Origin of the sequence: Lutibacter flavus (assembly GCF_900188355.1) — a bacterium.
Classification (GTDB): domain Bacteria; phylum Bacteroidota; class Bacteroidia; order Flavobacteriales; family Flavobacteriaceae; genus Lutibacter; species Lutibacter flavus.
In genome coordinates, this window is sequence record NZ_FZNX01000004.1 from 365,656 (window position 1) to 391,863 (window position 26,208).

General features: G+C 30.1%; 21 protein-coding genes. 8 read left to right on the top strand and 13 right to left on the bottom strand.

The window, feature by feature from the left end; all coding sequences use genetic code 11:
• Nucleotides 1-88: 88 nt before the first annotated feature.
• A complete protein-coding gene (locus CHB63_RS12725) occupies nucleotides 89-2,878 on the bottom strand; it encodes a helix-turn-helix and ligand-binding sensor domain-containing protein (RefSeq protein WP_089378849.1) in 2,790 nt (929 codons plus the stop codon).
• A gap of 234 nt (nucleotides 2,879-3,112) precedes the next feature.
• On the opposite strand from CHB63_RS12725, the gene CHB63_RS12730 reads away from it, so the two are divergent.
• Nucleotides 3,113-4,849 (top strand): ABC transporter ATP-binding protein, encoded by a 1,737-nt coding sequence (locus CHB63_RS12730; RefSeq protein ID WP_089378850.1) that lies wholly within the window; start codon nucleotides 3,113-3,115, stop codon nucleotides 4,847-4,849.
• 48 nt (nucleotides 4,850-4,897) lie between these two features.
• Here CHB63_RS12730 and CHB63_RS17185 read toward each other — a convergent pair whose 3' ends face one another.
• The 10 genes from CHB63_RS17185 to CHB63_RS12775 all read right to left on the bottom strand — a co-directional run bounded on the left by CHB63_RS17185 (nucleotide 4,898) and on the right by CHB63_RS12775 (nucleotide 15,420).
• Complete coding sequence (locus CHB63_RS17185; protein ID WP_176420365.1) at nucleotides 4,898-5,047, bottom strand: hypothetical protein; 150 nt, start codon at nucleotides 5,045-5,047, stop codon at nucleotides 4,898-4,900.
• Nucleotides 5,048-5,251: 204 nt separating this feature from the next.
• The gene (locus tag CHB63_RS12735) at nucleotides 5,252-5,998 is read right to left on the bottom strand and encodes a TylF/MycF/NovP-related O-methyltransferase (protein WP_089378851.1); all 747 of its coding nucleotides are present in this window, start codon (nucleotides 5,996-5,998) and stop codon (nucleotides 5,252-5,254) included.
• A gap of 99 nt (nucleotides 5,999-6,097) precedes the next feature.
• Nucleotides 6,098-7,312, bottom strand: coding sequence for an MFS transporter (locus CHB63_RS12740; RefSeq protein WP_245856964.1), 1,215 nt, complete (start codon nucleotides 7,310-7,312; stop codon nucleotides 6,098-6,100).
• A gap of 60 nt (nucleotides 7,313-7,372) precedes the next feature.
• Nucleotides 7,373-8,146, bottom strand: a complete 774-nt coding sequence (locus CHB63_RS12745) for an NAD(P)-binding domain-containing protein (RefSeq protein WP_245856966.1) — start codon at nucleotides 8,144-8,146, stop codon at nucleotides 7,373-7,375.
• Between the two features lie 25 nt (nucleotides 8,147-8,171).
• Nucleotides 8,172-9,803, bottom strand: coding sequence for a PAS domain-containing hybrid sensor histidine kinase/response regulator (locus tag CHB63_RS12750; RefSeq protein ID WP_089378852.1), 1,632 nt, complete (start codon nucleotides 9,801-9,803; stop codon nucleotides 8,172-8,174).
• A gap of 301 nt (nucleotides 9,804-10,104) precedes the next feature.
• Nucleotides 10,105-10,800, bottom strand: a complete 696-nt coding sequence (locus tag CHB63_RS12755) for an aspartate/glutamate racemase family protein (protein ID WP_089378853.1) — start codon at nucleotides 10,798-10,800, stop codon at nucleotides 10,105-10,107.
• A 7-nt stretch (nucleotides 10,801-10,807) separates the two neighbouring features.
• Nucleotides 10,808-11,221 (bottom strand): hypothetical protein, encoded by a 414-nt coding sequence (locus CHB63_RS12760; RefSeq protein ID WP_089378854.1) that lies wholly within the window; start codon nucleotides 11,219-11,221, stop codon nucleotides 10,808-10,810.
• A gap of 280 nt (nucleotides 11,222-11,501) precedes the next feature.
• Complete coding sequence (locus CHB63_RS12765; RefSeq protein WP_089378855.1) at nucleotides 11,502-12,095, bottom strand: aspartyl/asparaginyl beta-hydroxylase domain-containing protein; 594 nt, start codon at nucleotides 12,093-12,095, stop codon at nucleotides 11,502-11,504.
• 33 nt (nucleotides 12,096-12,128) lie between these two features.
• Entirely contained in the window at nucleotides 12,129-14,447 is a 2,319-nt protein-coding gene (locus tag CHB63_RS12770; RefSeq protein WP_089378856.1) for a GH92 family glycosyl hydrolase, read from the bottom strand.
• A gap of 19 nt (nucleotides 14,448-14,466) precedes the next feature.
• On the bottom strand, nucleotides 14,467-15,420 hold the full coding sequence (locus CHB63_RS12775; RefSeq protein WP_089378857.1) for a CorA family divalent cation transporter: 954 nt from the start codon (nucleotides 15,418-15,420) through the stop codon (nucleotides 14,467-14,469).
• Between the two features lie 504 nt (nucleotides 15,421-15,924).
• On the opposite strand from CHB63_RS12775, the gene CHB63_RS12780 reads away from it, so the two are divergent.
• The gene (locus CHB63_RS12780) at nucleotides 15,925-17,049 is read left to right on the top strand and encodes a fatty acid desaturase family protein (protein ID WP_089378858.1); all 1,125 of its coding nucleotides are present in this window, start codon (nucleotides 15,925-15,927) and stop codon (nucleotides 17,047-17,049) included.
• 486 nt (nucleotides 17,050-17,535) lie between these two features.
• Here CHB63_RS12780 and CHB63_RS12785 read toward each other — a convergent pair whose 3' ends face one another.
• On the bottom strand, nucleotides 17,536-18,312 hold the full coding sequence (locus CHB63_RS12785) for a DUF1295 domain-containing protein (protein WP_176420367.1): 777 nt from the start codon (nucleotides 18,310-18,312) through the stop codon (nucleotides 17,536-17,538).
• Nucleotides 18,313-18,608: 296 nt separating this feature from the next.
• A complete protein-coding gene (locus CHB63_RS12790; RefSeq protein ID WP_089378860.1) occupies nucleotides 18,609-19,565 on the bottom strand; it encodes a tRNA dihydrouridine synthase in 957 nt (318 codons plus the stop codon).
• Between the two features lie 265 nt (nucleotides 19,566-19,830).
• On the opposite strand from CHB63_RS12790, the gene leuC reads away from it, so the two are divergent.
• The 6 genes from leuC (at nucleotide 19,831) to CHB63_RS12820 (ending at nucleotide 26,181) form a co-directional block, all read left to right on the top strand.
• Nucleotides 19,831-21,225 carry a 3-isopropylmalate dehydratase large subunit gene (gene leuC / locus CHB63_RS12795; RefSeq protein ID WP_089378861.1) on the top strand — a complete coding sequence of 465 codons (1,395 nt, stop codon included), beginning with the start codon at nucleotides 19,831-19,833 and terminating at the stop codon, nucleotides 21,223-21,225.
• Nucleotides 21,226-21,273: 48 nt separating this feature from the next.
• Entirely contained in the window at nucleotides 21,274-21,636 is a 363-nt protein-coding gene (locus tag CHB63_RS12800) for a four helix bundle protein (protein ID WP_089378862.1), read from the top strand.
• 36 nt (nucleotides 21,637-21,672) lie between these two features.
• The gene (gene leuD, locus CHB63_RS12805; RefSeq protein WP_089378863.1) at nucleotides 21,673-22,269 is read left to right on the top strand and encodes a 3-isopropylmalate dehydratase small subunit; all 597 of its coding nucleotides are present in this window, start codon (nucleotides 21,673-21,675) and stop codon (nucleotides 22,267-22,269) included.
• Nucleotides 22,270-22,473: 204 nt separating this feature from the next.
• Nucleotides 22,474-23,991, top strand: a complete 1,518-nt coding sequence (locus CHB63_RS12810; RefSeq protein WP_089378864.1) for an alpha-isopropylmalate synthase regulatory domain-containing protein — start codon at nucleotides 22,474-22,476, stop codon at nucleotides 23,989-23,991.
• A 110-nt stretch (nucleotides 23,992-24,101) separates the two neighbouring features.
• A complete protein-coding gene (gene leuB / locus CHB63_RS12815) occupies nucleotides 24,102-25,160 on the top strand; it encodes a 3-isopropylmalate dehydrogenase (protein WP_089378865.1) in 1,059 nt (352 codons plus the stop codon).
• Nucleotides 25,161-25,287: 127 nt separating this feature from the next.
• Entirely contained in the window at nucleotides 25,288-26,181 is an 894-nt protein-coding gene (locus CHB63_RS12820) for an ABC transporter ATP-binding protein (RefSeq protein WP_089378866.1), read from the top strand.
• The last annotated feature ends 27 nt before the right edge of the window (nucleotides 26,182-26,208 follow it).

A 26,208-nucleotide genomic window follows, 5' to 3' on the forward strand; every position in this document is an offset into this window, starting at 1 on the left:
TTGATGTAGTATTGATGTAGTGAATATTTTAATTTTATGCTTTTTTATGGTCAAAATTAATAGATAAGTGATCTAATTTAACCAAAAATTAGATTTTCATGAAATATTCGTTCAAATTTTGATTGTTATCAATATTTAGTTTTTTGCGCAATCTATATCTGTGAATTTCAACACCACGTGCAGAAATTCCCATAAGAGGGGCAATTTCTTTTGTTGTTAAATTCATTTTTAAATAAGCACATAATTTTAGATCTTTTGCAGTTAATTGGGAGTGGTTTTTTATCAATGATTTAAAAAATGAGTCATGTATTTCGTTAAAATTAGATTCAAATACTTCCCAGTCTTTTGAAGTGTTTATGTTTTTATTAATGGTTGACAGTAATTTATCAAGTTTAGGTTTGTTAATAATTTCCTTTTTAAAATAATGCAACTCTCCTTTAATGGTTTCTAAAAGTTCATCTTTCTTAGTCATACCCATTGCAGTATTTGCTAATTCTTTTGTTTTGGAATCTAACTCAATTTCATGTTGCTTTTTTTGAAGTTCATTTAATTTAATTTCATTTTTTAACGCTTCTTCTTTTCTATGAATTTCTTGTTCGTGTTTAAATTGTTCATCTAAATAATTTTTGTGCTTTATAAGTACATATTTATTTATGGTGGTTATTAAATATATTACAAGTGAAATAAAAGCTAATAAAATGAGAACGCCCCCAAAACCTAAATACCAGGGAGAATTTATATATAATTTAATCGTTTTTGTATCGCTGTATACTTTAAAATTTAAAAAAGAACGAATTGTTAAATTAATTGAACCATATGGTAATCCAGTAAGTTCAATTTTACCATTTGTACTTGTCCAATGGTTGTTCCCTAAAGAATATTCGATGGAATTATTTGATAATAGGGGTGAGTTTAACTCAATTAAAACGGTATCTTTTTGTTCTAAGGAAACTTCAGAAAGTAAATTTTGTTCTTTGCCGTTTAAATACAACCTACTTACTGAAGGTGCATTCATTTTAGTGTTCTGACTCAATTTATTTGGATTCACAACTAAGATATCGTTGTAAAGGGAAATATAAATTAAGCTATCATTTACAACTACAGCTCTTTGATCTCCTTCTCCACGAACTAAACGACCGTTATAATATTTAACGGGTAAATAAATCTGGGATAAACTATCCTGAATGTTTTTTCTAATAAAAATGGTGTTATCACTTCTTTTAAATACAGTTGAACTACCTGAATCTTTATTTAAAATAATAGAATTCTTGTCCTTTCCAAGTACTTTATTAAGTGATTTGAAATCTTCAATTTTATCTTCTAAAGAATTGTACGCATACCATTTATCATCACTATAAAATGCTATATTACCTTCTACATTATATAGTTTTATATCGTATACATTTTTAAAAAAGCTATTGTACTGTTCATCAATTTTTAAAATTTTATCATAATTTTCTGAAAAAGACACCCTGTGAACTCCTTTAGAAGCATGAGACACCCAGGCTACATGCGATTTTTCAAAAGCAATATTTTTAATTGGAATATTAATATTTTTAACGTCACTCACTTGCCAATTTTCACCATTCTTATCATAGATAGTTAATCCTGAATAATTTCCTTGTATGTATTTGTTTGGATATCCTGGTATTATTTTAAAAACATACCCACCATTTTTAGGACTTACCAAAGATAATTGGTCGTTTAAAATTTTATAAGTTCCCGAATTATGTCCGCAAATAATTTCATTTCCCACTAAATTTAGCGACCAAATATGGCCTTGAGAACCTTCAATAAAACTCACTCCTTTTGAGGTTGATTTATAAATTCCCGTATTTGTTGCTAAAAAAACTTCATTATTTAATTGAACAATGTCGTAAACAGCTCCAATATCTTCTTTAAATGGATTTAAATAATATGCATAAAAATCTATTGGAATTGCTGAAATTCCATTATCTAAAGCGAGCCATAAAATTTTGGAAGAATCTATTGTACATGCTAAAACAGTATTGTTTTGAAGGCCGTTTTTAACTGTTAAATTAATAAACGTATTTAAATTTATATCATATTCATAGATTCCTTTTTTTATGGTTCCGGCATAAATTTTACCTTCAAAATATTGCAATGAATTTAATTGATGTTCTTTTAATAAATTATTAAATGGGTTTTCCCATTGTACTAATTCGTTATTAGAAAACGTATATAATCCGTGAAGAGAAGTGCCAATTAAAAGTTCATTATTTTTATATAAACAAATAGATTGTACTCGATCATTTGCAATTTGCTCGGTATTCTTAATGACTTCTAATTTATTACCTATTAACTTAAGTAATCCTTTTCCAATACCTTGAACAATAAATTGATTATCAATTACAAAGCCAGCCATTATAGTGCAATCTGCCTTTAAAATTTCGATTTTCCCATTTTCATATGTAAATAGTGTACCAAAAGATTTGAACAAAATTTGGTCATTTACCTTGTAAATTCCCCAAATAGACTGAGATACGATTTGAGAGGGTAATAAAGTTTTACTTAAACTGGTATATTCTAATTTTCCGTTATTTAACCGTGTCCAATAGCCAAATTCTTCATATGAGCCTGTAAATATTTTATCATCAACAACTTTTAAAGATCTAATTATGGTCTTATTAGGAAGTTTATTTAAATACCAGTTTATTCCATCAAATTCTAAGAGTCCTTCGTTATTTGCTACATACACATGAAATTCGTCAGTATCTATACTCCAATTTTGATTTCCTCCACCATAATCGTTAGCATTAAAATTACTAATTGGCGGCAATTTTATTTGACCAAAAACAGCTGATGAAATAAATATGAGACTAAAAATAAATGCACTTGACGCTATTTTTTTTAACATAATTTACCAATATTTATGAGATAATATTAAAATAGATCCTACTTACTTTGTTGAGTGAACTATTAGATAAAATAAAATTGTATTTGCAAATGAATTATGAAATATAGGGAACTTTATAGTAATTTGCGATAGAATAAATAATTATTTTAAACATATATAAAAATATCAATTCATAACTTTATCTGCCTATTTGGCAATTGTAAAGTTTTGGCTTAATATTCGTCTACAAGAAGTATGAGTAAAACAAAAGTATCATTTTGGTGGGCCTTTAAAGAATTTATTTGGCCGAGAAAGAGAATTATTTTTATAGGGTTGGTTTTAATAATGGCTAAAAGTTTGTCCAGCCTTGTATTGCCTTATGCAAGTAAAAACTTAATAGATGATGTAATTCCTTCAAGGGATATGAATGCATTAACTACGTTAATTATTATTGTATGTGCTGCCATTCTTATTCAGGCGGTAACTTCATTTTCTTTAACACGTTTGTTAAGTGTAGAGGCACAACATTTGATATCGCTGCTAAGAGCAAAAGTTCAAAGAAAATTATTAACCTTACCCATAAGTTTTTTCGATAACAATAAATCAGGAGCGCTGGTTTCTAGAGTAATGACAGATGTTGAAGGTGTACGTAATCTAGTTGGAACCGGATTAGTTCAATTGGTAGGAGGTACTATTACTGCAATAATTTCCTTGGTAATTTTATTAAAAATAAATGCGTTAATGACCTTATTTGTATTAGCTCCTGTTGCAATTTTTGCAGTGGTGGCTCTTAAGGCTTTTGGATATATACGACCTATTTTTAGAGCGCGTGGAAAAATTAATGCAGAAGTAACAGGTAGGTTAACAGAAACTTTAAACGGAGTTCGTGTAATAAAAGGTTTTAATGCTGAAGATCAGGAAAATAAAAGTTTTGAAAAAGGAGTGGAGCAATTGTTTTTAAATGTAAAAAAGAGTTTAACCGCAACTGCACTTATGACAAGTTCTTCAACTTTTTTATTAGGATTGGCATCAGCTGGGATAATGGGAATTGGAGGGTATTTTATTATGAAAAATACAATGACTTATGGTGAGTTTGTGTCTTTTACGTTGTTTTTAGGTTTTATGATTGCTCCAATTGTACAAATGAGTAATATTGGAAGTCAGTTAACAGAAGCGATGGCAGGTTTAGATCGCACAGAGGAGTTAATGAATATGACAGAAGAAGACAATCCTGAAGTTAGAACTGTTCAATTAGATAAAATCACAGGCGATATCATATTTGAAAATGTTTCGTTTAGTTATGAAAAAGGCAAAGAAGTGTTGCATAATATTACATTTAAAGCGCCAAAAGGAAGTGTAACCGCATTGGTTGGTTCTTCTGGATCTGGTAAATCTACAATTGCCGGTCTGGCTGCTACTTTTTTAAACCCTTCAGAAGGGAAAGTTTCTATAGACGGAATAGATATGTCTACTGTTAATTTAAGTAGTTTTAGAAGTAGGTTGGGGGTAGTGTTGCAAGATGATTTTTTATATGAAGGAACTATTAAAGAGAATATCTTATTTCCAAGACCTAATGCAACTGAAGAACAGTTATTAAATGCTGTAGAAGGTGCTTATGTAAACGAGTTTACGGATAGGTTTGATGATGGTTTAGAAACTGTTATTGGTGAAAGAGGTGTTAAATTATCAGGTGGTCAGCGTCAAAGAATCTCAATTGCCAGAGCGATTTTGGCAAACCCGAAAGTTATAATTTTAGATGAAGCAACTTCAAACTTGGATACTGAAAGTGAATCTTTTATTCAAAAAAGTTTACATACTTTAATGAAAGACAGAACCACTTTTGTAATTGCGCATAGATTAAGTACTATACAACAGGCAGACCAAATTTTAGTTATTGAAGAAGGAAATATTGTAGAAAGTGGAAAACATGATGAATTATTAGCTAAAAAAGGAAGGTATTTTGATTTGTATACGTATCAAAGTAGAATTTAAAAATAAAAAGCTTCTCATTTTTTGAGAAGCTTTTTATTTTGAAGCAAATTACGAATTATAATTTTTCAAAAATTCATGAAACGGAATTGGTATTAATTGCCGAGATTCATAATGTGCTACATAGGTTTTATAGTTTTTCAAAGCAAATTCTTTAATAAATGAGGAAGATTTTTTATCATCTTTTTTTGTACTTTCCATTTAGAAAAAAAAATTAGAGGTTAACAGTTGGTTTTTAAAGATTTAAAAATAAGAAAGAAATTCTTAATAATCAAACTGAAATCGATGATTTTTCACAATTAGCACCTGAAATTTAGAGAATTAACCATTTGTTAATGAGTATTTACCTTCTTTTTTATAAAAACGGGTAAATTGATGAATAAAAATTTGTTCTGAGAAAAGTTTTTACACAACAATTTTAGTAATTTTCATGGATCCAAAGGAATCATCTAAAATATATTCCCCAGCAATTTTAGTCAAAAATTCATCTGTTGCTTTCCGGCATCCTCCCCAGTCATGGTAATCGTCTAAAATAATGCTGCCTCCAATAACAAGATTTGGGAAAATACGTTCTAAACAAGTTTTAACGGGCTCATACCAATCCACATCAATATGGGCAAAAGCCACTTTTTCTTCAATTTTCATGGTGTCTTGCAGCAAACCTTTTATTAAATAAATTGACTCAGATTTTCTGTCAATTTCAAAATTATGAAGATTGATTTTAACTATTTCATACAAATTATCTTCATAACCATAATATTTGTCGCCTTTAATCCCTTTAGATTTTCCTTGGGTTATTGTTTTGTATCTATCGTGTACATCTTTTGTATCATCTTCTGTGGGAGGCGGTATAATTCCAAAAACATCATAAATAAGGAATGGACGTTCTTTTGACTTTAGTTTCGAAATTAAAATTGAAGAACCACCTAGAGCACAGCCGGCTTCAATAAAAATACCAGGTAAATTAGCCTCTTTTATGGCATTACAAGTTGATGTGATATTTACCAATTTTTTATTAGTTAGATAGGTAAGTTTTTTATCACGAATTTCTGCAATTAAATGTTGGTTTGTAATTGATAATTTTGATAATAATGCTTTTTCTTGATATATATTTACTACCTCTTTTAATATTTTATTTATTCTTTTTATCATAATAATTTTGAAAAGGAAACCTAAATTATTTAACAGTTGAAGGCTTAAAAGTACAACTAATTGTTGGGTTTTTGAATAGGGGAATTTTGGAAAGTCAATTTATAGGGTTTGATTATTTGGCATCCTAAATTGTATGACAAATGAAGATAAAATGGTAACTATCCCTATAGCTAATACAGCATATTCTACGCCAAATAAATCTGCAATTATACCAGAAACAATTGCACCAATAGCATAACCTAAATCTCTCCAAAGTCTAAAAACACCAATACTTTCGGCTCTTTGATTTGGAGATGTAGCATCTGCAATTGCAGATAAAAACGTTGGGTAAACGAGCGCTGTTCCAAAACCTAAAACAGATGCTATAATTGCTAGTTGATAAAAATCTGTGAAATAAGGAATCAATAAAATGGCAATTCCTTGTAAAAACATTCCCCAAAAAAGCATCTTTTTTTTTGAATAAAGATCAGCCATTCGGCCTGTTATAAGTTGACCAATCCCCCAAACTGCAGGGTAAATGGCAGCAATAATTCCAATGCTTTTTGAATCATAATTGAGAGAAATTAAAAGAATAGGCAGGAGGCCCCATATCATTCCATCATTTAAATTATTAACTAAACCAGCTTGGGTAATCGAGCTTAATGTTTTGTTTTTAAAAGAAGTTTCAACAAATACATTGCCTAATTTATTTGTTTGAGTTGATTGTTGTTCTTTATGAACAAACTTTCTTGTGTCTTTAACAAAAAATAATGTTAGTAATAATCCTAAAACAGAAATACCAATACCTAAATAAAATGGATAAGGTGTAACTCCATATTTTTGAGCGATAATACCAGTAAGAAACGCAACAATTCCAACTGCAAAATAACCAGCAAATTCATTTATTCCCATTGCCAAACCTCTGTCTTTTTCACCTACCAAATCAATTTTCATGACTACGGTGCTACTCCAGGTTAACCCTTGATTGATTCCTAAAAGAATGTTTGCAAAAATTACCCAATTCCATGAAGTTGCAGTTATTAAAATAAATGGAATTGGAATAGCAAAGAGCCAGCCTAAAATCAATAAGTTTTTTCTGCCAAATTTATTAGCTAGTTTTCCTGTAAAGTAGTTTGTAATCGCCTTGGTTATTCCAAAAGCAATTATAAAAGATAGAATAGCAGTTTTAGAAGCAATCCCAAATTCTATTTCGGCAAACTTTGGGAAAATGGTACGTTCTAAACCAACCATACCACCAACAAATGCATTTACAACTACCAAAATTGTAAATTGCTTCCAGTTTTCTTTTAGGCCAAGATTTACGCTATTTTTCACTGTTTTGACTTCTATCTTTATTTTAGTTTCTCTTTCTAACTAATTCTTATTAAAGTTAATTTATTCTTTATAGTCAAGAAGGTTTGAATATTTAAATCTATAATTTAATAGAATTTTTAATTTTTCGGAACTTACAATTTTATACTCATTTATTGAGTTTTCATCAAACAAAGGTGTTTTTCTTCCTAATTTGTGGTTTTCATTGGTGTAAAAATCTCTTCTTTTTGGATGCGAATCAGAACAAGCGTTAAATACTTCACCCCAAACATTTTTCAAAATAATTTGTTCTATTATTTCAACGCAATCATCTCTATGAATAAAATTTATAAATCCTTCCGGATTTTTAATTTCTCTGTTTGGCGGAATAAAATTTACAGGTTTTCTATTGTAACCAAATAAACCTCCAAATCGTAAAACAGTTGTTTTAAAATGAGTGTTTTCTGTAAATAATTGCTCAATAGTTTTTAACGGACAATCTTTGGTTGGTGTTTCTTCAGTTACAGTTTTATTAGCGTTATTATAAACGGATGTAGAACTAACAAACAACACTTTTTTTATAGTAGATTTTTCAATTTGCTGAATTAATTCTTTAAAATTATCGATGTTTTTGGTTGTAACTGAAATAATTAAAATTTCAGCATTTAAAATTTCAGAACTACTTTTTTCTAGGTTGCTTAAATCAATTAAATAGGGATTTACACCTTCCTTTTTAAGTGTTCTTAATTTGTTAATGGAAGTAGTTGAGCCATTAATTTTAAAGTCTTTTTTTACCAAACTAGATGCCAAGGGCATTCCTAACCAGCCACATCCTAAAATGCTAATTTCTTGTTTCAATTTAATTTTATAGTTTTATTTATTTTTAATTAGAAAAATACTTTGTAAGTATAGACATAAAATTGTTTTTTATAATTGGTTTTGAAATATGTTCATTGCATCCAGATTTAAGAGCCTTTTCTTTATCACCTTCCAGTGCATAAGCCGTTTGTGCAATAATTATTGAATTGTTGTTAAATTCTCGTATTTTATTGGTAGCTTCATATCCGTCCATTACGGGCATTTTTATATCCATCAAAATTAAATCGAGATCCAGATTTTTTTTGCAGATTTCAATTGCTTCAAATCCACTATTTGCATGTAAAATTTCTCGATTTATATTTTCCAGCATAATCGATATAAGTAAATCCGATGCCTCATCATCTTCTACAATTAATATTTTTAGTTTTTTTATTTTGTGATCAAGTTCTTCATTAGTAACAATATTTGTACTCTTGGTTTTTGGCTTAAATCTTGTTTTGTAAGGAATTGTAAAATAAAAGGTTGATCCTTTTTCTTTTTCACTTTCAACCCATATTTTTCCTCCAAGAATTTCCGCATATGCCTTGGAAATAGCTAAACCTAAACCAGCACCTTGTCTCGCCATTGTATCTTTTATGTCTGCCTGAATAAACCTTTTGAAAATAGCTTTTTGTCGCTCTTTTGGAATTCCAATACCATGATCTTTCACAAAACACTCAAGATATTCGCCTTTTTTGTTGTAGCCAAATTCTATGGAACCATTTTCGCTAAATTTAATAGCGTTTTTTACAAGATTAGTATAGATAGCAAGTAATTTTTCTTTATCGGTTTTAATAATTGATTCATTTAAAGGCAGTGGATTTTTATAAGATAGTTGCAATCCTTTAGCTTCCACCTCTGGTTTAAAAAAGGTGTAAATAAATTCAAGGTGTTCATTTATGCTTGTTTCTGTTAAATTAATATCAATCTGTCCAGATTCAATTTTTGAAATACTTATTATATCATTAATAATATTAAGCATTCGAGTTCCACTTTTTTCAATAATTTTAATATAATTCTGTTGTTCAAAACCCGATAAATTAGGTGTTTTTAACAATTCAGCAAAGCCCATTATTCCATTCATTGGAGTTCTTATTTCATGGCTCATATTTGCTAAAAATGCAGATTTTAATTTATCACTTTCTTCGGCTTTATTTTTGGCAATTACCAATTCATTTTCGGACTCTTTTCTATCAGTTATATCATAAGCTGTACCTATAATTGAAAATGGCATTCCATCATCATTTAAAATTACAATTCGTGTGTCACTAATCCATCGGTAGCCTTTTTTGGGATGATTAAAACGATATTCTACAGTAGTTGGGAATCCATTTAAATTTTTTGCGAAAATATTTTCTGCATAACTTTGCATTTTTATGGCATCCTCAGGATGCATTTGTTCAAATACATTTACAATGCTACCCGACGTAAAGAAATCAGGTGAATATCCATAGGTTTCTATTACTGCTGGACTAACATAATCGTAATTTCCTGTTATTAAATTGAAATTATAAATTACAGATATGGAGTTTTGTAAAATATATTTAAAGAGCTGCTCTTCTCCTTTATTGGAAGTCTCCTTAAGAGAGTTGTACTTTTGCTGTAATTCTCGGAGCTCCTCAATTATTTCTTCTTTTGTTTTATTTTGGTAATCCATATTACATGATGTTCAAATAATAAAAATATCTAAAGCAAATCTGTGTATCTTGAATTAATTGTTACGGTGAGGTAAAGAATTTTTTCATTAATTAGAAAACATTTCTGCTTTTTAAGTTTAAGTGGTAAAAATACGATAATCTTTTAGTTTGTAAAAGGTTATAATTATTTTGATATGGATATATTAATGGGAAATGTTTTTTTGACCAAATTTGATTCTAATGATATTCCTAACCAGCTAAATCCTAGAATGCTAATTTCTTGTTCAATTTAAGTTTATGATGTTAGAATTTATTAATTAGTTATTCTGCTAATGCAAATTCAATTGCTGATTTTCCGTGAATTAGCGTTGTGTCAAAATATGGTAAATCAATATCGGTTTGATTAATAATCAATGGAATTTCTGTACAACCAGCTATAACACCTTCCGCACCTTCGTGTTTTAATTCTTCGATTATTGATAAGTATAGTGCTTTTGTTTTAGATTTAATGATTCCTTTTCCTAATTCATCTAAAATTGTTGAATGCATAAAATTTATGTCTTCTGGATTTTTAGGTACTATGGCCTCAATTCCAAATTCTTTAAGTTTAGATTTAAAAAAATCGTACTCCATTGTAAATCTGGTTCCAAGTAGTGCCACTTTTTTAAGTTTAGATTTTTTAATTTCAATGGCAGTTTCAGTAGCAATATGAATGATAGGAATGTTAATTTCACTTTGTATTTTATCGGCAATATAATGCATTGTATTGGCGCAAAGAACAATTCCTTTGGCACCACTTTTTTCTAATTTTTTACAAGCGGTTACAACCATTTTTAAAATAGCATTCCAATCGTTTTTATCAAGATTGTTTCTAATGTCCTGAAAATTGAAAGAATAAATGATACATTCAGAAAAATTATTTCCACCTAATTGTTCATTTATTCCTTGATTGATTAGTTTGTAATAATCAACTGTAGAAACCCAACTTGTTCCGCCTATCAAACCTAATATTTTCATAGTATTTTTAGTTTTTTCTTTGAATCAATTTTCCACCAAGCCAAGCCATTGGAATATATGCTCCAATTAAATCTACAATTGTGTACCAAGTTGGTGAAGGAAGTAAAAAAACATTTGTAATTCCACCAATTAAAAAAAGAACTCCAATACTTAATGCAAATTTCAGTTTATAATTGGCAGCAATTAGAGCCGTAATTAGCGCGCCAAAAAAGGTTCCTAAAGCGTGGGCTAAAAATGGGAAAATAAAATGCTTGGGTTCAAATAAATGCATCGTTTCTTTTAAACCTTCCATAGTTGTCACATCTGCTCCGTTTGGAGGTGGAATAATTGCACCGCTTATTGATATAATACCCATATTTATAGCGCTTCCAATAATTAAACCGACAATTACTGCAAGAATGTTTTTTACTGTTGAATTCATTTTTTTAATAGTTTAGACAAAGAATAATAGGTAAATAAAAGATGCTGTTTTTCTGATGTTTAAATATAATCATTTTAATTTTTTAAGAAAACTTATTATTTTAGAACAGCAATTGGATCTCCTGCATTTAAGTGTAAAGTATGATTTTTCTCCATTCCAACTTTTGGTAGTTTTAGCCAAAGTAACAACCGTTATTTGTTCAACTTTATTTTTATAATAAGAGCTTAAGAATAGTTATATTAAAAACATAGGAATTAGTAGTTTTTTCATTTGATGTAAATTAATAGGTTTCAATAATTTTTCTAATCCAATTATTTGGAATCATATCTATAGTTAAATTTATTCGTTCCGTTTCTCCGAAGTTTGTTATTTTATGGGGGTCGGTAAGTCTTAAATACCAGCATTCTCCTTGTTTCATTGGAACTGGAATCCCATTTAAAAAGAATGTTACCTTGTCATTATTTAGAATTGGAATTGTAAGTCTTATAACAGATTTTTCAATTTCTAATCCAAGAGTAGGGTCTGTATGTTCCTTAACAATTGAACCTGGGGCTAATCTCAGTAATCTAACCAAGGTAACTGTAGTATTTTTTCTAAAAGTATCTATCACACTCATTAAGTATGGCGAGTTTTTCAAATAAGAAGTATCAAGCCAATTTGTCCAAGAACCATCGGCATAATCATTTGAAGGTTGCGGGAAAGGAATTGTATGGTCTACCATATGTGCAGGAGCCCTCAAAGGAATCACATTATAGTATTCAAAATTATCTAAATCTAAAGTATTAAATTCAGCGAGCATTTTATCAGTATCAAATACAAACGGTAATTTAATACAATCATTTCTAAGTTGATTTGGTTCCTTTCCGTTAATCATTTTTCTTTATATTTAATAGTTAGCAACTTAAAATTATTTATTTTTAAGAGATAAAGAATACGGCACATTTTCTGGTTGGCTTCCCCATTCTTTATTTGGCTCATTTGCTAATTCAAATTTAAATTCTCCTCCATTTTGAATGGCATCAAAAGTTAAAAAATTATTAGAATAATTCTTGCCATTTAAACTAGTAGATTGAATGTAATAATTTTTACTTGAATTATTTTCAGCATTAATTATAAATGTATTTCCATTTTCTAAAGTTAAGATTGCTTTTTTAAATAGCGGACTCCCAATTACATATTGATCAACGCCAGGAGTTACCGGATAAAATCCTAAAGAGCTAAAAACATACCAGGCCGATGTTTGGCCATTATCTTCATCACCACAATATCCATCTGGTGTTGCTGCATATAAATTGGTTAATACATCTCTAATTTTTTCTTGTGTTTTATAAGGAGTATTCGCGTAATTATATAAATAAATCATATGCTGAATTGGTTGATTTCCGTGCGCATAATTCCCCATATTTACAATTTGCATTTCTCTTATTTCGTGAATTGTTCCACCATAATAAGAATCATCAAAGTCTGGAGGCATATTAAAAACATTATCCAGTTGACCAGTAAAAGCATTGTTTCCTCCCATTAAATCAATTAGACCTTGTACATCATGAAATACCGACCAAGTATAATGAAGACTATTACCTTCTGTAAAAGCATCTCCCCATTTTAAGGGATTAAAAGGAGTTTGAAAAGCGCCATCTTCATTTTTTCCTCTCATTAAATTTGTTGAAGGATCAAATACGTTTTTATAGTTTAAAGATTGTTTGAAATACTTTTCTGCAATGTCTTTTTTACCCATTTTTTCAGCCATTTTAGCAATGGTGAAATCAGCAAAAGCGTATTCTAAAGTTCTTGCAGCATTCTCATTAATACCAACATTATATGGAACAAATCCAAGTTTATTATAATAATTTAAACCTTCTCTTCCAACTGAACCTTTTGGTCTACCTTCCTCTATTGTTGCATTTTTTATGATTGCTTCAAATAAAATTTCACTATCCACATCTAAAGCGCCTTTTAAAAAGGCATCAACAATTATAGGAGCAGAGTTGGAGCCAATCATACAATTTCTATGGCCAGGACTTGCCCATTCTGGTAACCAACCAGATTCTCGGTATGTGTTTGCCAATCCTTCCATAATGTTTCCATTCAATTCTGGATACATCATATTAAAAAATGGATACACGGCTCTAAACGTATCCCAAAAACCGTTGTCTGTGAACATATATCCAGGTAACACTTCTCCGTTGTATGGGCTGTAATGAACAACTTCATTGTTCTCGTTAAATTCATAAAATTTTCTTGGAAACAATAAAACCCGATACAAACAAGAATAAAATGTTTCAATATTTGCAATGTTATCGTCTTCTATTCTTATTTTATTTAACTCTTTTTCCCAAGCTAATTGTGCTTTTTCTTTGGTTTGTTCAAACGTATCTTTCCCTATTTCTCTATTTAAATTTAGTTGTGCTTGTTCCGGACTAATAAATGAAGATGCAACTTTTACATTTACAACTTCTCCTTTTTTTGTTTTGAAACCAATAATAGCACCAACATGTTTTCCTTCACTATTAAGTCTGTTTTCTTGTAATTCCCAATCGTCTTTCCAAGTGTGTTGTATTTCAAAATCTTTATCAAATTCAGCAACAAAATAATTATGAAAATTATCAGGTACACCACCCGAATTATTTCTACAATAACCTATGATTTTTCGTTCTTCAGGAATAATTTTCACCATAGAACCTTTAAAAAAAGCATCTAGCATAATATAAGAGGAGTCCGCTTCTGGAAACGTAAATTTAAAATGCGCAGCTCTTTCAGTTGGAGCAACTTCAGCAATAACATCATAATCTGCTAAATAAACTTTATAATAATATGGTTTTACGGTTTCTGCTTTATGAGAAAACCAAGATTGTCTTTCTTCTTCCTTATATTTTAAATCACCAGTTATAGCCATAAAGGAAAATGCGGCATAATCATTAATCCAAGGGCTTGGTTGATGGGTTTGTTTAATACCTCTTATTTTATTTTCGTTGTATTTATAAGTCCAGCCATCACCCATTTTTGAAGTCATAGGAGTCCAGAAATTCATTCCCCAAGGTGTTGCAATTGCAGGATAGGTGTTCCCGTTTGATAAGCTGTATTTTGAATCGGTACCCATTAAAGGGTTTACATAATCTACTAAAGAAACCTCTTCTGTGTTTTTTGAAATAGTGTTGTTATCTGTTTTTTTACAAGAAAAACTAAGCGATAGAATTAAAATACAGAGTGCTATTTTAAATTTCATTTTATACTTTATTATTGTGTTAGAACCATTTTTTTCTTTTAAAATAAATTAAAGGGAAAATAAAACTTAAAATCAAAGCAATAACTATAATTGGATATCCAAATGCCCATTTTAATTCGGGCATATTTTTGAAGTTCATTCCATAGATTCCTACAATTAAAGTGGGTAATGAAATACAAACAGTAATTATAGTCAGGATTTTAAAGATATTGTTTTGTTCTAATTCTATCTTACTATTTATATTCCCATTTAAGTCATCTAGTCTATTAAAATTATATTGTAAATAATCTGCTATTACACTAAGGTCATCAATTTCTTCACTAATTTCACCAAACGTGTCTTTTCCATTTTTATCACTCTTTTTTAAAAGTAGCAGAATTCTTTGAAACTCAGAAAGAGATTCCCTTATAAGTAGATTATTATACCTTAATTCCGCAATATAATCCAAGTCGTTCTCCTTAAATTGTTTAGATTTTAGTGTTTTTAGGAAAAGTTCTTTAATTTTTTTGGAAATCAACTCTACAATATCGGCATAATAATCAGAGATTACTCCAATTTGAAAAATAAAAAGTTGATGATATGTGTTAAATTTTGTGTTTTCAAAATTATAAATAAATTGAGTTAACTGATTTAAACTTTCTTCTATTTCAGATGAAAGGAATGTAAATACTATATCGTTTTTGATTAAAATATAAATATCCTTTTCCATAAAAAAATTATTTGAAGAATAGTTTGGAATCTTAAAGTTCAAAGATAGCTGGTCTGTTGATTCAATATAATGTGAACTTATCTCTAAATCCTTTTTTTTGGCAAAAGAAGTTAGATCAAGATTAAATTTTATAGAAATTAATTCCAAATTTGAATCAGTGAAATCAATAAAGCGAATACTAAATATTTTTTTTGGTAAATATTCAATTTCATCAATAGACTTGTATTTTTTTATAATATTATTTTTAAAATAGATTTCAATCATAATTGGTTTATATACCTGGTTCTATAATGGAGCAAAGGGCTTATGAATAATTTGCGCAACTAGAAAATCAAAGATTTTAGCTTGCAGCAATTCGGTTATTGAATTTATGTTGATTTGAATTTAGTTTAAAAGTAAGAATAAATTTTATACATCTTAAGTTTACAAAGTCTTAAATTTAGATTCTTAACCTTTCGCATCCTCTACCCAAAGAAATAATAACTCTTTTTCTAAGAAACAGATATACATATTTATTAAATCGTTTCAAGATATAAAAGGTCTATTTGGAGTTAAACTATAAATTCCAAAAATATTAATGTGTATCATTGATTATTTGCTATAATGTTTGGCTATATAGGAAATATTGGAGATAATTAATTTTGTGAAGGTAATAATCAGAATATTTAAAAAATGCACAACTTTTTTTCTAAAACTGACCAAAATCATTTCTTAGTGTTGTAGTTTTTAAGTAAATTAATAGGTGTAATTATAATTTAAACTACTATTATGGAACGTGTTAAATTCGTAAGGCAAACCATTAAGGAACGAGAGTTTGCCTATCAGGTGAGAAAACGGGTACGCGCCTATTTTAAAGATAATAATAAGTCTATTTATGGTAACTTTAACATGTATTTAAAATCGGTTGTTATTTTAAGTATTTATTTAGTGCCTTTTATCGTGTTGCTCACTAGACCTTTATCTCCATGGATTGCATTGCTTTTAGCTGTTATTATGGGTATTGGGGAAGCTGGTGTGGGAATGTCAATTATGCATGATGGGGTACATCATGCATATTCTTCAAAAAAATGGGTAAATGATCTCGCTTCGTCTACCATGTTTCTTTTAGGTAGCAATATTTTTAATTGGAAAATACAGCATAACATTAAGCATCATACATTTACCAATATTTACAATTATGACCCTGATATTTCTAACTTAAAAATTATTCGTTTGTGCCAATATGGGCCACTTAAAAAGTACCATCGTTTTCAGCATATTTATGCCTTTCCACTATATGGTCTCATGACATTTTCTAGATTGTTTGGTGAAATTGGAGTATTGCTGGAGTATAACAAAAAAGGCATCACCAGAGAGCAAAATGTTAATCCAACTTGGCAACTGCTGAAACTTATTTCCATTAAGATAGTTTACTTTGCAGTTATTCTTGGCCTTCCCTTATATTTTACAGATTTCACTTTCTGGCAAATAATAATTGGCTTTATTGTTTTACACGTAACCGCAGGTATGATCATGAGCACGGTATTTCAAATGGCACATGTGGTAGAAGGAACAAATCAGGTTATTACTGATAAAGATCACCAAATTAAAAACGATTGGTTGGTACATCAACTTAATACCACATCAGATTTTGGTAGAAAAAACGGGCTATTCAGTTGGTATATAGGTGGTTTAGATTTTCAAATTGAGCACCATATTTTTCAAAATATATGTCATATACATTATCCCGCCATTGCTGGTATTATTAAAACAACTGCTGAAGAATATGGATTTACATATAACCTGAAGCCTAATGTTTTTAGTGCACTCGCTTCTCATTTCCGTAGGCTAAAGGAATTGGGTAATGTGAAAAATCCACCTGCAACATTTGCAAACATGGCATCTATAAATTAGTTGCCTAACAATTGTTTTAATTACATGAAAAAGGTAGTTGTTGAATTTATTTTCAGTAAGCAATCTTTGTATAATTTTGAAAATAATTTTATTATTGATTAATTTTGGTCAAAATTGCAGATAACGGTTTACAAGATGAAAAACAAGAGTTTAAAAACATAATGTTAGAATGTTTAAATTTAGTTTTTTTGCTTTTCAACTCATTTTTTTTAAAATTTGTATCAAAAATTAGATAAGCAATAAATAACAATATATAGATAGTCAGATAGAATAAGTAGAAGTTTCTAAACCTTTTATATTTCAGATTTTCAGGATAGATATTTATAAAAAGACCCTTAATTTCTTTTCAGAAAAATGGTTGAATGTTTATTATCCAACTATCTGTTTTATAGATTATTTTTCGGAATTTGCTCCTGTAATAACCTAATGGTAAACCCCAAACTACAAAAAGTATAAACCAACTATTTTTAATGATAAAATCCATTGTCATTTATTTTTTGGGAACCATGGGAAAAAAGAATTGGTTTTTTGGATGTATTCTCTATACTGCGGTTTTGTATGGTTTAAAGTTTTTTCAAGCAATGCGACTCCTGATATTTTAATTATCAATAATGTCATAACAATAGAACCTATAATCTGCCAATAACTACCTGCTGCGATACTAAAAATGGCATATGCCCACCACACTGCAGAGTCACCAAAATAATTTGGATGTCGAGTATATTTCCAAAACCCTATATTTAAAACTTTTCCTTTATTTGCTATATCCTTTTTAAAACGCGCCAACTGAAAATCGCCACCAGCTTCAAAAGTAAATCCAATAAGCCATACCGCAATTCCTATGTAATCCAGCGCCTTAAGGTTCCCGGAATTGGCACTAGAATTAATTCCTAAAAGAGGTAAAGAAACAATCATAATTAAGACTCCTTGTAATAAAAAAGTTTGGAAAAAACTAAACCACCAATAACGTTTTGGCCCATAATTTTTTCTAAATTCCTGATATCTGAAATCTTCTCCTTTGCCAATGTTTCTAATTGCAAGATAAATGGAAAGCCTAAACCCCCAAATGCTAACCAAGACTAAAACCAATATTTTTCTAGCATTAAGTTCCCCAGACATAAATACGTAAAACGAATTAACAACTACAAACCCAAAGCCCCAAAAAATATCGACAATACTTGCATTTTTAATAAAAACACTCCATACCCATAACAATGTTACAAGAAATAAAATTATTAAAGCTGCCTGTAAAAATAGTGTCATAATTTAAAAGTATTAATTGTTAAACAATAATGATAAGACATAGTAAAGCTAATTTAATAAAGATTAAAATAAGCGGGTAACTTTTGATAATACTTTTTAACTCATTTGTTACCGGATGGGTGTAGGTATAATTATATACGATTTACTTAGTTGATAATTAGTATATTTTTCTACCCTAATTTCGGATTAAATTTTTAATTTGAGACGGTCATTATTTACTTCAGGATAAAAGCGTGTTTTTGTTTTATTTATCAGTTTGCAATTTTTTTAATAGTTTATGAAATATTAGTGAAAAATCACCTTAAATCTCGCTCTGTTGCAAAAATCTCCTTAATGGCTAGGTCGTATTTTTTAATATTTTTTGCCTTCTTAATTTTCTTTAAAGTTTTGTGAGGATTATTAAAAGTAGTTGAAAAATATTCCCACAAATGATACATTTTTAAAAGTAAGTGAGTTTGTCCAGATAACGATTCTCCGTAGCCTTGGTAAAGTGTGTCATGAAATGCTCTAAATAACTCCAGCCTGTTTTCAGGATAATCTGTAGTGTTGTTTTTTATCATACTTGGTAAAAAAGGATCTGCAATAAGTCCTCTTCCAATCATCCAGTAATCTATTGTTGGAAACCGCTGTTGCATTTCCCTAAATTTGGCTACCGAAGTAATGTCCCCATTATAATATAATTTATGTTTTGTAAGGTCTATACATTTTTGAAAAGCATCTAAATGTACACCGCCTTTGTAAAGTTGTTTTCCAATACGAGCGTGTATGGCAATATTTTTAAGTGGGTAAGTATCTAAAATTGGCAATACATTTAAAATTTCTTCGGTATTTTCATAGCCTAAACGCATTTTCATTGAAACTATAATATCAGATTCCGAATGTATTTTGTTTAAAATCTGGTTAATTTTTTCAGCATCGTTAATAAGCCCAGAACCCATTCCGCATTTTGTAACCATTGGATACGGACAACCTAAATTCCAGTTTAATTCCTTATATCCAAGTTGTTGTACGTAGTTGGCAACAAATAAAAATTCATCTGCATCATTGGTTATAATTTGAGGTATTACTTCTAAACCAATATTATTTTCAGGAAGAATATCTCTTTCATAAGCACGTTTTATTACTAATTTTCCATTTAATCTAATGTATGGAGAATAGAACGTATCAATACCACCAAAGTAGTTGTTGAAAGCATTTCTAAACCTAAAATCGGTAAATCCTTGAAGTGGTGATGATAAAAGTGTATAGCTCATGTATTTTTTAGTTGTGCAAATATACTACACTTTAAATTGTACGCTCATTTTTTTGATTGTAGATTTTTAAATATAGCTGTGATTAAGTTAACTTTTTTAAGTAAAGTGTAAATAATATCCTAAAAAGATTTTAATCTTACAATAATTGGGGAGTTTCTATATTTTATCCCTATTAAGCGCTCATTATTTTGTAAATTTGCAAATTCAAAATTGGAGCTAACAAAATAGCTCTAATTAGTAAATGACAAAACAAGATTAAAAAAATATGAGTTCTACATTATTTGACAAAGTTTGGGATTCGCATGTGGTGCGTAAAATTAAAGATGGACCAGATGTGTTTTTTATTGACAGACATTTAATTCACGAAGTAACAAGTCCTGTTGCTTTTTTAGGGTTAAAACAGAGAAACAATTCAGTAATATATCCGTCTCGTACGTTTGCTACAGCAGATCATAATACACCAACAATAAACCAACATTTGCCTGTTGAAGATCCGTTATCAGCAAATCAACTAAAAGCTTTAGAAGAAAATTCAGCCGAATGGGGAATTTCTCACTGGGGTTTAGGTGATGAAAAAAATGGTATTGTACATGTTGTTGGACCAGAATACGGAATTACATTACCAGGAGCAACTATTGTTTGTGGAGATTCGCATACATCTACGCACGGAGCTTTTGGAGCTATTGCCTTTGGTATTGGTACTTCGGAAGTTGAAATGGTATTGACTTCGCAATGTATTATGCAGCCAAAACCTAAGAAAATGAGAATTAACATTACAGGAGGCCTTGGAAAAGGAGTTACTCCAAAAGATGTAGCGTTATTTATTATTTCAAAATTAACAACTTCAGGTGCAACTGGTTATTTTGTTGAATACGCAGGCGAAGTATTTAAGCAAATGTCTATGGAAGGCCGTATGACGGTTTGTAATTTAAGTATTGAAATGGGTGCTCGTGGAGGTATTATTGCTCCAGATGAAAAGACTTTTGAATACGTAAATGGTCGTTTATTTGCTCCTAAAGGTGAAGCTTGGGATACAGCAATGGAGTACTGGAAAACATTGAAAACAGATGAAGATGCGGTTTTTGATAAAGAGTTGACTTTTGACGGAAGTGAAATAGAGCCAATGATTACTTATGGTACAAACCCAGGAATGGGAACTGGTATTTCACAACATATTCCAAATGCTGAAGATGTTGAAGGTGGTGTGGCTACTTACAAAAAGTCTTTAGCATATATGGGCTTTAATGAAGGAGACGCTATTATTGGTAAACATGTAGATTATGTATTTATTGGAAGTTGTACCAACGGTAGAATTGAAGATTTTAGAGCATTTGCATCTATCGTAAAAGGAAGAAAAAAGGCAGATAATATTACAGCTTGGTTAGTGCCAGGTTCACATATTGTTGAAGCAAAAATAAAAGAAGAAGGTTTATTAGATATTTTCCACGAAGCTGGGTTTGTATTACGTGAGCCAGGTTGTTCAGCTTGTTTAGCAATGAATGATGATAAAGTTCCTGCAGGTAAAGTTGCAGTAAGTACTTCAAACAGAAATTTTGAAGGTCGTCAAGGACCAGGATCAAAAACATTATTGGCAAGTCCGTTAGTTGCAGCTGCTACAGCGGTAACCGGAGTTGTAACAGATCCTAGAACGTTGTTATAAAAGCTGTTGGCTTTTAGCTATTTGCTATTGGCCTTTAATTTTAGTTCATTGAGAAATTTTAGAAAATATCAAGTTTGGGAATTAGGACATCAAATTACATTGGATGTTTATAAATTAACAACTAGTTTTCCAAAAGATGAACAATATGGCTTAGCAAGTCAAATGAGAAGAGCTTCATCATCAGTTCCTGCAAATATTGCGGAAGGATGTGGAAGAGAAAGTGAAGTTGAGTTTAAAAGATTTCTTGTTATTTCAAATGGCTCAGCAGCAGAATTGGAATATTTTTTAATTCTTGTGAATGATTTAAAATTGGTTTCAGAAATAGAAATTAACAATCTAGCAAGTAAAGTAGATCAGCTAAAAAGAAGTTTAAATAAATTAATTAGTAAAATAAATACTACTAGTAAATAGCCAAAAGCAAACAGCTAGTAGCCAAAAGCAAATAATATGGCTTACGATAAATTCGAAATATTAAAAAGTTCTGGGGTTCCGTTACCAATTGAAAACGTAGATACAGATCAAATAATTCCAGCTCGTTTCTTAAAAGCAACCGAGCGTAAAGGATTTGGAGATAATTTATTTAGAGATTGGAGATACAATCCAGACAATACTCCAAAAGAACAGTTTGTTTTAAACAATCCAATGTATTCTGGTAAAATACTAGTTGGAGGTAAAAACTTCGGATCAGGTTCATCTAGAGAGCACGCTGCTTGGGCGGTGTACGATTATGGATTTAGATGTGTAGTTTCTAGTTTCTTTGCAGATATTTTTAGAGGAAATTGTTTAAATATTGGAGTATTACCAGTTCAGGTAAGTGCTCAATTTTTAGATAAAATCTACACAGCAATTGAAGCTGATCCAAAAACTGAAATCGAAATTGATTTGCCAAAACAAACGATTACAATTTTAGTTTCTGGAGAGCAGGAATCTTTTGAAATTAATGATTATAAAAAACAAAATATGTTAAATGGTTTTGATGATATCGACTATTTAACAAAAATGAAAGAAGAAATTCAAAGCTTTGCTGCAACAAGACCGTTTTAATTAAATGTTGTTTTGTCATTCCTGCGAAGGCAGGAATCAATATTTTTATTGGTGCCATTAAAATAATTAATTAAAAAAGCAAAACCTTTGTCATATTGAGCCTGTCGAAATATTTTAATTAGCAGAAATTAGATTCAACTTTAACAAGCTCAGTTTGAAAATAAATTATAAAATACTTTTTTACATAAAACGACTGTTTTTAAAATGAAAAAAAGAAAAATTGAAATAATGGATACTACGCTTCGAGATGGAGAACAAACATCTGGAGTATCATTTTCTTCACCTGAAAAATTAACGATTGCAAAACTTTTGTTAGAAGAATTGCACGTTGATAGAATTGAGATTGCATCAGCAAGAGTGTCAGAGGGAGAATTTCAAGCAGTTAAAAACATTACTAGTTGGGCAAGTGAACACAATTATATTAATAAGGTTGAAGTATTGACGTTTGTTGATGGAGGAAGGTCTATAGATTGGATGAAAGAAGCAGGAGCAAAGGTTCAAAATTTATTAACCAAAGGTTCTTTAAATCATTTAACGCATCAACTTAAAAAAACACCTGAACAACATTTTTCTGAAATAAAAGAAGTTATTGAATTAGCTCAAAAAGAAGGAATTGCAACCAATGTTTATTTAGAAGATTGGAGTAACGGAATGCGAAATTCTCAGGAATATGTGTTTCAATTTTTAGATTTTTTAGTAACTCAACCAGTTGTTAGAATCTTATTGCCAGATACGTTAGGCGTTTTAACTCATACTGAGACGTATGAATATTTTTCTAAAATAACCGCAAAATATCCAAATACACATTTTGATTTTCACGCACATAACGATTACGATTTAAGTGTCGCGAATGTTATGGAAGCCATAAAAGCAGGAGCTAGCGGTTTACACTTAACTGTTAATGGAATGGGTGAAAGAGCTGGAAATGCTCCTTTAGCAAGTGTAGTTGCAGTAATAAATGATTTCTTTAAAGATGAGATTGAAATTCAGGTTAAAGAAACCGCTTTATATTCAGTTAGTAAGTTAATTGAAGCATTTTCTGGTTTTGGAGTTCCGGCAAATAAGCCAGTTGTTGGTGAAAATGTTTTTACCCAAACCGCAGGTATTCACGCCGATGGAGATAATAAAAATAACCTATATTTTAACGATTTAATGCCAGAGCGTTTTGGTAGAAAACGTAAATATGCTTTAGGTAAAACTTCAGGAAAAGCAAATATTGAAAAAAATCTTCAGGAATTAGGCCTTGAATTAAACGATGAAGATTTAAAGAAAGTTACACAACGTATTATTGAGTTGGGTGATAAAAAGGAACAAGTTACAAAAGAAGATTTACCATATATAATATCAGATGTTTTAAATAGTAATTTAATTCAAGAAAAAATTACTATTGATTCTTATGTTTTAACACATTCAAAAGGCTTACAACCATCAACAACTGTTTCGGTTTTAATTGATGGGGAGCGTTTTGAAGAACATGCACAAGGAGATGGACAATTTGATGCCTTTTTGAATGCACTTGGAAAATTATATAAAAAGAAAAAAATGGTGTTACCTAAGTTGGTAGATTATGCGGTAAGAATACCACCGGGAAGTACATCGGATGCATTGTGTGAAACAATAATTACGTGGCAAAACAAAGATAAAAGATTTATAACAAGAGGTTTAGATTCAGATCAAACAGTATCTGCAATTAAAGCCACTCAACGAATGTTAAATATTTAGATAGTGCTTTTAGCCTTTTGCTATTAGCTTAAATACAAATTAAATTAATATAAATTATAGCTGTTTATTGAGCAAATTGCCAAAATCGAACAGCCAAAAGCTTAAAAAAAATGAAATTAAATATTGCACTTTTAGCAGGAGACGGAATTGGTCCTGAAGTAATTGATCAAGCTGTGAAAGTTTGTGATGCTGTAGCAACAAAATTTGGACATGATATTAACTGGACACCTGCATTAACTGGAGCAGCTGCAATTGATGCTTGTGGAGAACCATATCCTGATGAAACGCACGAAATCTGTTTAAATGCAGATGCCGTTTTGTTTGGAGCTATTGGTCATCCAAAATACGATAATGATCCTTCAGCAAAAGTTCGTCCAGAACAAGGTTTGTTAAAAATGCGTAAAAAATTAGGCTTATTTGCCAATGTTCGACCAACATTTACATTTCCTTCTTTAATTGATAATTCGCCTTTAAAACGAGAACGTATTGAAGGTACTGACTTAGTTTTTTTAAGAGAATTAACTGGTGGAATTTACTTTGGTGAAAAAGGAAGAAGAGACGGTGGAGAAACTGCTTTTGACAATTGTGTGTACACAAGAGCTGAAGTACAACGTCTGGCTAAAAAAGGGTTTGAATTAGCAATGACACGTACAAAAAAATTATGTTGTGTTGATAAAGCTAATGTGTTGGAAACTTCTAGATTATGGAGAGAAACAGTACAAGCAATGGAAAAAGACTATCCAGAAGTTGAGGTTTCTTATGAATTTGTTGATGCAGTTGCAATGCGATTGGTTCAATGGCCAAATTCTTATGATGTTTTAATTACAGAAAACTTATTTGGAGATATTTTAACTGATGAAGCTTCTGTAATTTCAGGATCTATGGGATTAATGCCAAGTGCTTCTGTTGGTTCAGAAAATCAATTGTTTGAGCCAATTCACGGTTCATATCCACAAGCTACTGGATTAGATATTGCAAATCCATTAGCAACTATTTTATCTGCTGCAATGATGTTTGAGATGGCGTTTGGTTTAAAAGAAGAAGCTGAAGCTATAAAAGCTGTAGTTAATAAATCATTGGATGAAGGTGTTGTTACTGAAGATTTATCAGGTAAAAATAAGTCTTATAAAACAAGTGAAGTAGGGGATTGGTTGGTAGCTAATTTGTAAACTATTTTATAAATAAAATTTGTAAAAGCCATTTTCTTAAGAAAATGGCTTTTTTTATTTGTAACCTTTTTTTGTAACAAATAAAACTAAGAAGTTACTTATATTGTAACCTAAAAATAAAACATCTATGAAATTAACTATTCAAAATCTATCAAAAACTTATAAAAACGGAGTAAAAGCTATAGATAATTTAAGTCTTGAAATTGGAACAGGAATGTTTGGACTATTAGGTCCAAATGGAGCTGGAAAATCATCTTTAATGAGAACTATTGCAACATTGCAAAGTCCAGATTCAGGTTCCATAACTTTTGGAGATATTAATGTGTTGGATGATAATATGGCATTAAGAAAAGTGTTGGGTTATTTACCGCAATCTTTTGGAGTATATCCAAAAATGTCTGCCGAAGAACTATTAGATTATTTTGCCACTTTAAAAGGAGTAAGTTCTAAACTTGATAGAGAAAAGTTAGTTAAAGAAGTTTTAGAGATTACTAATTTATATGAAGTTAGAAAAAAACACGTAGCAGGTTATTCTGGAGGAATGAAACAACGTTTTGGAATTGCTCAATTATTATTAAACAATCCAAAATTAATAATTGTTGATGAACCAACGGCGGGATTAGATCCAGCAGAACGTCATCGGTTTTTAAATATATTACGCGAAGTTGGTACAAATTGTACTGTAATATTTTCTACGCATATTGTTGACGATGTAAAGGAATTATGTAATGAAATGGTAATTATTAATGGAGGTAGAATTTTAAAACATACAACTCCAATAACTTGTGTTCAAGAAGTGAAAGATCAAATTTGGACTAAAGTAATTGAACGAGACGAATTGGAATTAATGGAAGCAAATTTCAACATATTATCTTCAAACTATAACCAAGATAATACGCTAAATATTAGAGTCCATTCTTTAGAAAAACCAGCAGAAGATTTTAAAGAGGCACAACCTCAGTTAGACGATGTGTATTTTATCGCTTTAAAAGAAGATGAAGCAAATTTAGTTTCAGAGTAAGTCCTTTTTTTAACAATTTAAATGTAC